The sequence below is a fragment of the Leeuwenhoekiella sp. A2 genome (genome assembly GCF_047946655.1).
Classification (GTDB): Bacteria; Bacteroidota; Bacteroidia; order Flavobacteriales; family Flavobacteriaceae; genus Leeuwenhoekiella.
This window is the reverse complement of sequence record NZ_CP172311.1, coordinates 1950747-1962928: the sequence shown is the minus strand read 5'-3', so window position 1 is coordinate 1962928 and position 12182 is coordinate 1950747. Positions and strand designations below refer to the sequence as shown.

General features: G+C 37.3%; 9 protein-coding genes. 4 read left to right on the top strand and 5 right to left on the bottom strand.

Annotated features, from left to right (window positions below; all coding sequences use genetic code 11):
* Positions 1-45: 45 nt before the first annotated feature.
* Positions 46-606 (bottom strand): nitroreductase, encoded by a 561-nt coding sequence (locus ACH3PA_RS08740; RefSeq protein WP_416445118.1) that lies wholly within the window; start codon positions 604-606, stop codon positions 46-48.
* A gap of 149 nt (positions 607-755) precedes the next feature.
* Here ACH3PA_RS08740 and ACH3PA_RS08735 point away from each other — a divergent pair, with 149 nt between their 5' ends.
* On the top strand, positions 756-2708 hold the full coding sequence (locus ACH3PA_RS08735; RefSeq protein WP_416448517.1) for an OmpA family protein: 1953 nt from the start codon (positions 756-758) through the stop codon (positions 2706-2708).
* A gap of 11 nt (positions 2709-2719) precedes the next feature.
* Here the strand turns inward: ACH3PA_RS08735 and ACH3PA_RS08730 are convergent, their stop codons facing one another.
* The gene (locus ACH3PA_RS08730; protein ID WP_416448516.1) at positions 2720-5425 is read right to left on the bottom strand and encodes an AsmA-like C-terminal region-containing protein; all 2706 of its coding nucleotides are present in this window, start codon (positions 5423-5425) and stop codon (positions 2720-2722) included.
* A gap of 9 nt (positions 5426-5434) precedes the next feature.
* On the bottom strand, positions 5435-6169 hold the full coding sequence (locus ACH3PA_RS08725; RefSeq protein ID WP_416448515.1) for a queuosine precursor transporter: 735 nt from the start codon (positions 6167-6169) through the stop codon (positions 5435-5437).
* Positions 6170-6275: 106 nt separating this feature from the next.
* Here ACH3PA_RS08725 and folK point away from each other — a divergent pair, with 106 nt between their 5' ends.
* Positions 6276-7406 (top strand): 2-amino-4-hydroxy-6-hydroxymethyldihydropteridine diphosphokinase, encoded by a 1131-nt coding sequence (folK, locus tag ACH3PA_RS08720; RefSeq protein ID WP_416445126.1) that lies wholly within the window; start codon positions 6276-6278, stop codon positions 7404-7406.
* A 5-nt stretch (positions 7407-7411) separates the two neighbouring features.
* Here the strand turns inward: folK and ACH3PA_RS08715 are convergent, their stop codons facing one another.
* Entirely contained in the window at positions 7412-7549 is a 138-nt protein-coding gene (locus ACH3PA_RS08715) for a hypothetical protein (RefSeq protein ID WP_416445128.1), read from the bottom strand.
* Positions 7550-7759: 210 nt separating this feature from the next.
* Positions 7760-8299 (bottom strand): TrmH family RNA methyltransferase, encoded by a 540-nt coding sequence (locus ACH3PA_RS08710; protein ID WP_416445130.1) that lies wholly within the window; start codon positions 8297-8299, stop codon positions 7760-7762.
* A gap of 154 nt (positions 8300-8453) precedes the next feature.
* Between ACH3PA_RS08710 and ACH3PA_RS08705 the strand changes: the two genes are divergently transcribed.
* Together ACH3PA_RS08705 and mutS are read left to right on the top strand one after the other, a co-directional pair.
* The gene (locus tag ACH3PA_RS08705) at positions 8454-9281 is read left to right on the top strand and encodes a universal stress protein (protein ID WP_416445132.1); all 828 of its coding nucleotides are present in this window, start codon (positions 8454-8456) and stop codon (positions 9279-9281) included.
* A gap of 191 nt (positions 9282-9472) precedes the next feature.
* On the top strand, positions 9473-12097 hold the full coding sequence (mutS, locus tag ACH3PA_RS08700; protein WP_416445134.1) for a DNA mismatch repair protein MutS: 2625 nt from the start codon (positions 9473-9475) through the stop codon (positions 12095-12097).
* Positions 12098-12182 lie beyond the last annotated feature (85 nt).

Sequence of the window (12182 nt, the reverse complement as noted above, 5' to 3'; positions counted from 1 at the left end):
CACTAAGAGGTCGATTTAGTCAACCTCTTAGTGAGCCTTTTTATTTTACATCCAGACCGTTTTTTCTTCTATAGGAATACGTCTGCCTTCCGGCTTTTCTCCCTCGTAATGGCCCAGATAAAAGAAACCGAGGCATTTTTCGCCTTGAGCGAGATTGAAAAAATCACCTAATTCACTCACAATATCGGGGGAACTCCAGTAAGAACCCAGCCCTTTATGACTTGCCAGCAACCACATATTCTGCACGGCCATTGCTGTTGCCGCAACTTCTTCCCATTCTGGTAATTTACCTTTAGGATCAACTTGCATGCAGATCGCTATAATAGCTCCTGCCATTCTGGGTTTTGTAGCCAATTTGCGCTGCTTAAACTCAGAGAATTTATCTTCAGGAGTGATTTCTTTGTATTTACTAGTCAAAAAATCACTCATATTTTTGATAGATTCACCTTGCAGCACTTTAAAACGCCAGGGTTCTGTATGCTTGTGTGTGGGTGCCCAGTTTGCTGCCTCTAGTAATTCTTCAATCGTCTCGCGAGCGATAGGCTTATTGATATATTGTTCAGGAAAAACAGATCGTCTTTCTGCTATTATTTTACTTAAATCCATATAAATATTGTTTGTCTTACCATGTGAAGTAGTTCTAAAAATATAGAAACACTATGTTTATAAACTTTTCATTAACATCTCTTTAACCAATTTGTTTATATTTGCGTCAATTATAATGCTGATTATAATTAACCCCAAACATAATTACAATGAAAATACATAACCTCTCCGGGTTTTTACTCCTTTTTGTTATTTTCCCTTTTCAGGTATTTGCACAGTCTAATAAAATAGAACAGGCCAATAAAAAATTTGAACAATACGCATTTATAGATGCTCAGAAAATCTACCTCAAGATCGCTCAGGAAGGTTTTGAATCTGTAGATCTTTTTCAAAATTTAGGTGATAGCTATTACTTTAATGGAAATTATGATGATGCCGCAAAATGGTATGGCGAGCTAATCACAAAATATTCTGACAGCATACAACCTGAATATCTTTTTCGGTATGCACAAACGTTAAAAGCCGTAGAAGATTACAAGGAGTCTGATGCTATAATGGAACGCTTTAGAAAACTGAAAGGTGAAGATTCACGTGGTGAGCTTTTTGAAGAAAATAAAGACTACCTAAAAGACCTCAGTTACATTGAAAGTATATATACTGCAAAAAATCTAAGAAGCACGAATTCTCGTTTTTCAGATTTTGGGGGCGTTGTGCGTGAGAATCAGTTGATCTTTTCTTCTGCACGCGACACGGGCGTCTATTCTACTAAAATTCATAAATGGAACAACGAGCCATTTCTCGATTTTTACTCAGCAACTATTGATTCAACAGGAGCCTTAGAAAAAGTTCACAAATTTGGGGAAGGACTTAACTCTAAATTCCACGAGTCTAACCCGGCGTTTACTAATGACGGTAATACGATTTATTTTACCAGAAACAATTATGACGGGCACAAAGGCAAAGATAAAAACGGCACAGTAAGGCTAAAAATCTACAAATCTCACCTCAAAAACGACTATACTTGGAGTGAACCTATAGAGCTTCCTTTTAACAGTGATGACTATTCTGTAGCTCATCCTTCACTTACCCCAGATAATAACAGACTTTACTTCTCGTCTGATATGCCGGGGACAGTTGGCCTTTCTGACATCTGGTACGTTGATATTACGGGTGAAGATACTTATGGCGAACCTCAAAATCTAGGTACTTTAGTAAACACAGAAGGACGCGAGAATTTTCCTTTTATAAGCTCAACCGGCAATTTGTATTTTTCCTCAGACGGTCGTCCCGGTCTGGGCGGTCTTGATATTTATGTAGCTGCAAGAGACAATAGCAGTAAGATCACGCAGGTCTTGAATTTAGGCGAAAGCATAAACAGCCCTTGGGATGACTTTAGTTTTGTAGTAGATGATGCTACAGATAAAGGCTATTTCTCATCAAACCGTTATTATGGTATGGGCAGTGATGATCTTTTTAAGTTTGAACGTGTACCGGTAGAAGTAGAACCATGCAGATCTGCAATTACAGGTGTAGTAAAAGATAAAGATCTAATGTTCCCTATTCCTACGGCTAAAGTTTCTCTTCTAGACATGGATGGTAATTTGATACAAAAAGTAGATGTTAATGAAGAAGGTCGCTTTACACTGAATCCTATTTGCGGAACAGAATATATCATACGCGGGGAAGAATCTGAATACACTTCTGATGAAAAAGTGGTTACTGCGCCTGTTGAAGGAGGATCTATTGACGTTGAACTCCTGCTAAAACGCAGAATTAAGAAGATAAAAGAAGGTGATGATCTTGCCAAATTACTCAAACTTAATCCTATTTACTTTGATTTTGACCGTTTTAATATAAGACGAGATGCTGCTCTTGAGTTGACCAAAGTTCTTGCTGTAATGGAAAGTAACCCTACTCTTGTTATTGATGTGCGTGCGCATACAGACAGCCAGGGAAGAGATGAATATAACCTTTCCCTATCTGAAAAACGTGCACAGGCAACCGTGCAATATCTTATAAATAAAGGCGTGTCTGAAGATCGCATAACTGGTAAAGGTTATGGTGAAACGCAGATTTTAAACGGCTGCGTGAACGGCGTAGATTGTACAGATGAGCAGCAGCAGATAAACAGAAGATCTGAATTTATAGTGATTAGCTACTAAATCTAAAATCTTTAATTATTAGATTTAGTAGTATCTACTTTTTTCTTCTTGCCGCCTAAAAGTCCTCCAAGGATCCCTTTTACAGCATCTTTAACTTCATTCTTAGATGTTGTGGTATCTGTAGGTTTTTGTTGAACAGCTGTAGAATCTTTTGCAGCAGGGTTTGTTCCTGTTGCTTTACCTAATAACCCACCTAAAGCATCTCTAACTTTATCTGCGCCTTCATTCTTTAGTTTCTCTTTTTGAGTAGCAACGATCTGTTGAGTTAGATTATTTACAGCAAGCTGAGTATTTACCGCCACCTGTGGATTATTAAAAGAACCGGTTAATGAGACGGGCAAATCTACAGTATATGTATCCAGATCTGTATCGCTTAGTTTAGCTAAAGTGCTGCCTATTTTATTTCCTAACAATTTTGCCGGTACATCGAGAGTAAGATTATAGTTCATTACATTCTCAAGACTGTGGCTTCCGCTTACAGTAACATTTATTCCTTTAACTTTAAAATCAAAAGGCTTAACAGCCACCTGCCCATTGTCAAAACTAAGTTTGGTTTTAAGATCACTAAGGTCAATATCTGCCAGATTGATAAAATCAAGCTTACCATCGAGCGCATTTAAAAGTGGCATCTGGTCTGGATTTACTTTCGCGGTAAGCACTTCTGCAAGAGCATTACCAGCCAGTGAAGAAAGGACGGGCGTAAGGTCATCACTTAAATTTCCGCTGAGTTCTATATCTGTATTTAATTTACCTTTTAAAGCTTTCGCTATAGGCGCAATACCTTGTAAAAGATCCAGCCCTGCAAAAGATTGATCAATATCTATCGCACTAAGATCAAGTTTCATTTTAAAAGTAGGCGTAGCACTCTTTGTACTTACATTACCGGCGAGAGCAATATTCCCACCAAAAATATCTGAAGAGACATTACTTAAAGTAGCGGTCTCATCTGCAATGGCAATATTTCCTTTTACATTTGTAAGCGTGATATTATCATAGATTACTTTACCTGCACTAAAATCTAAAGCTGCATCGAGAAAAGAAGGAATTTTTATAGCATCGCTACCTGCAACTACGGTTTCTTTTTCTTTAACCTCGCCATTATCTTCTGTAGTCGTTGCGGTAGTTTCTGCAACGCTAAAATCATTTAGATTAATAGTATTCGATTTAACCGAAAATCGTCCCTTTAAGTCCTGTTTTGACAATAAAAAGGGGATTAAATTCTGTATGCTTCCGCTTGCCGAAATATCGGTTTGACCGGTTTGCCCCTGCAATTTCTCAAGTGTGATTGTACTCGTATTAAATTTTACAGCAGCTTCAGATAAAGTCAACGCATTTGGCAATTCTGGCGAAGTATACTTAAAGTTGGTCAGGTTTGCCATACCCGTACTTTTTATATTTTGATATTGCTCCTTATCAACACTTTCCATATCAAAATTAGTAGTCATATCTACATTCAGGATTCCATTAAGATCCTGATCTAATTCAAGCGGATACGCCTTTTCAAGATTAGCCAGATTCAACCTGCCTTTTAGGGCCATATCAACTAACGGATTTGTAGTCAATCTGTCTATACGCCCACTTGCAGCAAACTTATCCTGATCTATTCTAAAGGTCACATTACCCAATCGCAGGTAAGTGTCATCAACAAGACCTGTTTCATTTTTTACCTGCGCATCAATTACGATATCCTCTACAGCCTTGGGCAGATCGGGATATTTAAAAGAAGCGTTGTTTGAGGAAACCGAAATATCAAGTGTAGGAATATGAGTTTCATCTACGATTCCTTTTATTATCCCGCTTACGCGAAAATCACCAGTGGTGGTTACTCCGTCAAGATTTTTCGCATATTCTTCAGGAATAACGGCCAGAAAGTTCTTAAAATCGCTCGAAGGCGTTTCAAAAGAAAGATCAATATCATTATTAGTTTCATTCACCTGCACATATCCCTGAAAAACAAGCGGCAATTGATTGATCATTGCCTCATTGTCTTTAAAGGTATATTTCTGATTTTTAAGATCCATCTCAATATCTGCAGTAAGCTTGATCTTATTTTTGTTTAAATAGTTTACACTATCCAGGTCAAAAGAAGCTAATGCAGAAGTCTCAGTCTCAAGTGTTGATACATCTGCTGAAAAATCTCCCGTTCCCGAATGGTTTACCTCAGTAAGCCTTAGGAAGGTTTTTGTGCTTTCGTCAAGATAATTTACACGGGAATCGTTGATCTCATAATGTTGAACATCAAACTGAAAACCGCCGCCGTCTTCTGTAGCGGCAACCGGCTGATCAGTTTCAGCATTTGCGGTCAGAGATTCTGTTTTCTTGGCAATGTCATAATTAGCATTTCCCAGCGTATCTACTTTAATATTTATAAATGCATCATTTAGCCGCACTTCATCAACCTGGATGGGATCACCAGAACTTTTAAAAAGCTGCATAATGCCCATATCCAGTTGTAATTCACTACCGCTTGCGAGCGTATCACCTGCAAAAGGGGCATTATTTATTACGCTAAAGTCTTTGATTTTTAAGGCGGCATCAGGGAAACTGGAAAACAGACTCAAATCAAGCTCCTGCCACGCAACGGTGGCATTTACATTATTGTTGATGGTCTTTTTAACCAGATTTTCTAACTGACTTTTAAACAGAAAAGGTGCCGCGATTATCCCAATAATGAGCACCAGAAGTACGATTCCTATTATTTTAAATATCTTTTTCATAAAGTTCTTTTATATTTTTTCTTCAACCTGATAGTACGTTTGCATTCTGCCTAAATCTTCATGTACACCAAGATTAAATCGCTTTCTAAAATAGTAAACGCCTGCATACAAGAATGGAGTATCGCAAATTGCAATTAGTACTTTAAATAAGAAGCCACTTAGCAATAACGCGCCAAAACGCTCCCATTCTATTTTGCCAAAAAAACAGAGCAATAATAATACCGTCAATGTATCTAAAAACTGACTTAAGAAAGTTGAAAAATTATTGCGTATCCAGAGATGCTTGCCTTTAGTTAGTTTTTTCCAGAAATGGAATAGCTGTATATCAACATATTGAGCAAACAGGTAAGCCATCATTGAGGCGAGAACAGCCACGACCGTAGCGCCAAATACTTTATCAAAAAGTGCGTTATCTACCGGTGACCAGTCTGTCGCAGGAACAATAGCAGAGGTGTATACGATCAAAAGGGAGAAAAGTGAGGCAAAAATCCCCGCTGTCACCACCTGATTTGCTTTCTTCTTACCGTAGATCTCACTTATAAGATCTGTTATCAAGAAGGTTATAGGATATGGTAAGATGCCTACAGAAATTTCAAACTGGTAAATACCGAAAAAATCCCAATAAAAGAATTTTTGAAAAATAAGGTTAGAAACCACCAGTGAACATATAAAAAGTGCTCCTAGTATAAAATAAATCTTGTATGCTAAAAGTGCATCCCGCTCTGTACGTGCTCCTTGCGCCAATAGTGATTTTTTAATTACTCTGTAAGTCGCCAAAATTAGGAGATTGTTATGATGTTTTACTTAAATTGCTCATAAAATATTTTAACATTTAAGCGCCATTAAACCCTTGCAAGACATACTTTTATCGCTGGGAAGCAATCAGGGAAATTCATTTGAAAACCTTCAGGACGCCGTTAATTTAATTTTTAAAGAGGTGGGGCAGATTGTGCGCATCTCTCCTGTTTACAAAACTGAAGCATGGGGTTATGATGGTCCAGACTTTTTAAACTGTGCCATTCTTGTAAGTTCTCGCCTTTCTGCACGAAAAATCCTCTCTAAAGTGCTAAAAATCGAGGAAAAGCTGGGCAGAATCCGCTCTGCGCGGTCAAAATCGGGTGTGGTTTACAGCGACAGACCTATTGACATAGACATCTTGTTTGTGGGCGATGAAATTATTGAAAGTAAACCATTAACTGTACCTCATCCTCTTTTACAAAATCGGCAATTTGTTTTAAAACCGCTTAATGATATTGTTCCAGACTTTGTACATCCCGGTTTAAACAAGACCATAGAGAAGTTAATGAAAATTAGCGTTGACAAAGCTGTACCTCAAAAGGAATCTAAATGGCTTAAAAATCCAAAAACTGAATACAATCTCGATAAATTTAACTACATCGCTATTGAAGGAAATATAGGTGCCGGCAAAACAACTCTGGCCACTATGATATCTGAAGATTTTAATGCAAAATTGATTCTAGAGCGTTTTAAAGACAATCCTTTTTTACCCAAATTCTATAAAGACCAGTCGCGCTATGCTTTTCCGCTGGAAATGTCATTTCTCGCAGACCGCTATCAACAATTGCTGGACGATATAGGTCAATATGATCTTTTCAAAGATTTTATGATAGCAGATTATGATAGTTACAAATCTTTAATTTTTGCGCAGGTAACGCTCGCTGAAGAAGAATTTAGTCTCTATAAAAAATTACATGGCATTATGTACAGAGATATCGCAAAACCAGATTTGTACGTTTATCTCTATCAAAATACAAATCGTTTACTCGAGAATATAAAAAAGAGAGGGCGTTCTTATGAACAGGATATTTCTGAACACTATTTGACGCAGATAAATGAGGGCTATTTAGATTTTATGAAAAAACAACTGCAGACCAATGTGAAGATAATTGACATTTCTGAGATGGATTTCGTTAAAAATAGAGGGGACTACTTAAACCTGCTAGATCAACTCTTGAGATAAATATTTTACCACAGCGGATAGAACAAAGCAATCATGGTAAAAACCATAATTGTTACGCCTATTAAAATTCCTAATAAAAAGCCTGATTTGCGGCCATATTTTTCACCTAGCTGGTAAGAGTTATAATCAAAATCAGTTTTCATAAAAGTTGGTTTGGTTTGGTCCTTTACTACGGGTGTAAATTTGAACATTTTGCATAAACCAAAAATCCTATTTATAAAAACATTAATAATATTTAATAATAATTAACAGTGTTAAACTGAAGTATGTAGGAGAAGGAATACAGTTTCTTACATGCAAATGTTACTCAAAGTTTATTCCCACGGAATACCTACTGGTATGTGGTTAATACTTTAAGAATTTCTCATTTTTGAAAATAAATCCCATATAACAACCCCTACGCTTACAGATATATTTAGAGAATGTTTAGTACCCAACTGTGGTATCTCTACTACCTTGTTTGCAGAGCTCACTACTTTTTGACTTACTCCTTTTACTTCATTACCAAAGACTACTGCATACCTAGCTCCAGAAGTAACTTTTACATCATCAAGCATCGTCGCCCCCTCAGCCTGCTCAATTGCAAGAACTTCAATCTTGTCTTCCTGTAGTTTATTGATCACATCAAGGGTGTGTTCTGCATATTCCCACGCTACTGTTTCTGTTGCGCCCAGGGCTGTTTTATGAATATCCTTGTGGGGCGGAGTTGCAGTTATACCACATAAATATATTTTCTCTACCAGAAATGCATCTGCTGTTCTAAAAACGGAACCTATATTATTTAAACTCCTAATATTATCAAGAACGATAATAAGTGGTGTTTTTTGTGATTCTTTAAACTCTTCTACAGACTTACGATCTAACTCGCTATTCTTTAACTTTCGGTTTTCCATGAAGGCAAAAATAAGCATTATGGGCATTTAAGAAAGTTTCTATATAGTGGCCAGATTGCAATTATTACCGCAGAATTCATTAAATTTAAGATACTCCCGCTAAAACAGTAATGATCATCTTTTGTATCTGATTAAGATCTAATCTTTCATAACTATGAAACGAATTCTACTTCCTACTGATTTTTCACAGAGTGCTTACAACGCTATAGAATATGCTGTACAATTCTTTAAAAATGAAACCTGCACTTTCTACATAATTAATACTATTTACAATGCAGACTTCATTTTGCACAGTAGTCTGTATGAAGTATATCGTAAGAATTCGCAATCAGGCCTTAAAGAGATAAAAAAGAAAATTAAAAAAGAATACCGCAATGAAGATCATAAGTTTAAGATCATCTCATCATACAATATGCTTTATGAAGAAATAAAACTACGTGTAGAGAACAAGGAAATAGATCTTGTTTGCATGGGTACTAAAGGCGGTAGTGACGGTGTTGAGTTATTATTTGGTACACATACTGCTCATGCCATACGCATAGCCAAGTGCCCCATTCTGGTAATTCCCGCAAACTGCCATTACACCGGTATTAAACACATTTTGTTCCCGTCTGATTATAAACTTAAGCTGTGCGAACTCAAACTGCAGTTGCTTAAAGAGATCGCTTTAAATCACAGATCATTTGTTCACATCATGCATGAGAGCTTTGGAGAAGAGCTAACAATAGAAAAAGAAGAATCTAAAACCTCAATTGACGAGTATTTTGAAGACGTTGAGCATCAATTTCATAATCTAAGTAAAGAAAGTGTTTTAAATGCAATTCATAGTTTTAATCTTAAATACCCAACAGACTTGCTGGTAATGGTTAAAAACAAACATTCTTTTTTAGAAAAGATCCTTTTTAAAAGCACTGTGCATGAAGTGTCTTATTACATACAAATTCCATTTCTAGTGCTTCCTTCAGAAAATTATGAGATTTAGATCAACGACTTGTTATAAGAAAAACTGCGCTTAAAATTAATGCTTTCCAGCAATCAAAATTTTTAATTACTTTTAATAACTCAGTCTTTGAGGCGCGGCGCAAACCTTTACATTTTGCTATTTTAGCATATTACTTTTTTAAGTTTGATTTTCGCTTTTGCGAAATAAAATTTCACACAAAAACCCAGTTCATGGCTGCCAGCAAAGAGAAGAAGGTCACTCCTTTAATGAAACAGTACAACAGCATCAAGGCTAAATATCCTGATGCCCTGCTTCTATTTCGCGTAGGCGATTTTTACGAGACCTTTGGTGAAGATGCCGTGCGCAGTTCTAAGATTCTGGGTATTGTTTTAACACAACGTAATAACGGCAGTGATCGCAAAGAATTAGCGGGTTTTCCTCATCATTCTTTAAATACGTATTTACCAAAGCTTGTAAAAGCAGGTTGCAGAGTGGCGATTTGTGACCAGCTTGAAGACCCTAAGGCTACAAAAACAATCGTAAAACGTGGTGTTACAGAACTTGTCACTCCGGGTGTTGCACTCAACGACGAGGTATTACAGCTTAAAAGCAATAATTTTCTTGGGGCGATACATTACGGCAAAAGAATAATAGGCGTTTCATTTCTTGATGTTTCAACGGGTGAGTTTCTAACTGCACAGGGAGATCGGGATTATATTGATAAACTCCTGCAAAATTTTGGACCTAGCGAATTGCTGATAAGCAAATCCTGCAAAAAAGAATATGCAGCCGATTTTAGCCCTGATTATCACACTTTTTACCTCGAAAACTGGATTTTTCAGACAGATTATGCTCATGAATCGCTCTATAAACACTTTGAAGTAAAAAGCTTAAAAGGTTTTGGCATACATCACCTTGAGGAAGGAATTATTGCTGCAGGAGCCATTTTACACTATCTGGGTGAGACACGTCACAATAAGCTACAGCATATATCGCGTATTAGCCGCATTGCTGAAGATGAATATGTCTGGATGGACAGGTTTACAATACGCAATCTGGAACTTTACCAGGGCACGTCGGCAAAAGCCATAACCCTGCTCGATGTCATAGACAAGACCATTTCGCCTATGGGCGGAAGACTTTTAAAAAGGTGGTTAGCGCTTCCCTTAAAAAATATTGAAGCTATAAAACAAAGGCAGGAAGTCGTGAGTTATTTACTCAATGAAAATCAGGCCTATGATAAGCTTACACAGCGTATTAAACAAATAGGAGATGTTGAGCGCCTTATATCTAAAGTAGCTACAGGAAAGGTTTCTCCTCGCGAGGTAATACAACTAAAGAATTCTCTTGAAGCAATGATCCCCATAAAAGGATTAGCAATTTCTTGCGAAAATGAAGCTCTGCAGATTTTAGGTAAACAGATCAATGATCTGGAACATTTGCGCAATAAGATCAAAGAAAGCCTAAACGAGGAAGCCCCCGTTCTGTTAGCAAAAGGAAATACCATAGCCGCGGGTTTTCATGAAGAACTTGACAATTTGCGTGAACTTGCATTTTCTGGCAAAGATTATCTTGATAAAATGCTTGAGCGTGAGACTGAGCGCACAGGCATTACTTCATTAAAAATCGCCTCAAATAATGTTTTTGGTTACTACATTGAAGTACGCAACACGCATAAGGATAAAGTGCCGGAAGAGTGGATACGCAAACAAACCTTAGTAAATGCAGAGCGCTACATTACTGAGGAATTAAAAGAATATGAATCGAAGATTTTAGGTGCTGAAGAGCGGATTTTAGCCATAGAACAGCAGCTTTTTAGTCAACTTGTTACGTGGATCATGCAATTTATTGAGCCGGTACAGACCAATGCGAATTGTATAGCGCAAATTGATTGTTTATGCAGTTATGCCAGCCTTGCAAAAGAAAGTAACTACGTACGCCCCGTAATCGATGATTCATATGAACTTGATATTTCACAAGGCAGGCATCCTGTAATTGAGAAGCAACTCCCATTAGGCGAACCATACATTGCCAATGATGTTTATCTTGATCGTGAAACCCAGCAAACAATAATGATAACTGGGCCTAATATGTCTGGTAAGTCGGCAATCCTAAGGCAGACAGCACTCATTACTTTACTTGCGCAAATAGGTTGTTTTGTACCCGCAAAAGAAGCACGCATAGGTGTGGTTGATAAAATTTTTACCCGGGTGGGTGCCAGTGATAACATCTCAATGGGTGAATCTACTTTTATGGTAGAAATGAATGAAACAGCCAGTATTCTGAATAATATTTCAGATCGCAGTCTGGTTCTTCTGGATGAGATAGGCCGCGGAACAAGTACGTATGATGGCATTTCTATCGCCTGGGCGATAAGTGAATATCTACACGAGCATCCCGCACGACCAAAGACGCTTTTTGCCACGCATTATCACGAACTTAACGACATGTGCGAGACTTTTACCAGAATAAAGAATTACAATGTTTCTGTAAAAGAGCTTGAAGACAATGTTTTGTTTTTAAGAAAACTTGTTCCCGGCGGTAGTGCGCATAGCTTTGGAATACACGTAGCTAAAATGGCCGGAATGCCGCAACAAGTTTTGCACAGAGCCAATAAAATGCTACAAAAACTTGAGAAATCGCACGGAAAAGAAGAAACACGGGAAAATTTAAAGAAAGCTACAGATGACGAGATGCAGTTAAGCTTCTTTAATCTTGATGATCCGCTTCTGGAAGAAATTAAAGACGAAATACTTCATATTGATATAGCTACGCTCACACCTGTAGAAGCTTTAATGAAATTAAATGAGATAAAAAGAATGCTTATCAGGAACAAAAAAAATCAAGTTTCTTAAAGCGCTTATTTTTTTAAAGAAAATACTTTGGTAATTCCATAATTCTTGTAAATTTGCATCCGCATTAATCAATAGTGATTGTGTA

Excerpts from the sequence above, each read along its gene's own strand:
- mutS (WP_416445134.1), top strand. The coding sequence starts at position 9,473 with ATGGCTGCCAGCAAAGAGAAGAAGGTCACTCCTTTAATGAAACAGTAC.
- ACH3PA_RS08740 (WP_416445118.1), bottom strand. The coding sequence starts at position 606 with ATGGATTTAAGTAAAATAATAGCAGAAAGACGATCTGTTTTTCCTGAA.
- ACH3PA_RS08735 (WP_416448517.1), top strand. The coding sequence starts at position 756 with ATGAAAATACATAACCTCTCCGGGTTTTTACTCCTTTTTGTTATTTTC.
- ACH3PA_RS08705 (WP_416445132.1), top strand. The coding sequence starts at position 8,454 with ATGAAACGAATTCTACTTCCTACTGATTTTTCACAGAGTGCTTACAAC.
- ACH3PA_RS08730 (WP_416448516.1), bottom strand. The coding sequence starts at position 5,425 with ATGAAAAAGATATTTAAAATAATAGGAATCGTACTTCTGGTGCTCATT.
- ACH3PA_RS08710 (WP_416445130.1), bottom strand. The coding sequence starts at position 8,299 with ATGGAAAACCGAAAGTTAAAGAATAGCGAGTTAGATCGTAAGTCTGTA.
- ACH3PA_RS08715 (WP_416445128.1), bottom strand. The coding sequence starts at position 7,549 with ATGAAAACTGATTTTGATTATAACTCTTACCAGCTAGGTGAAAAATAT.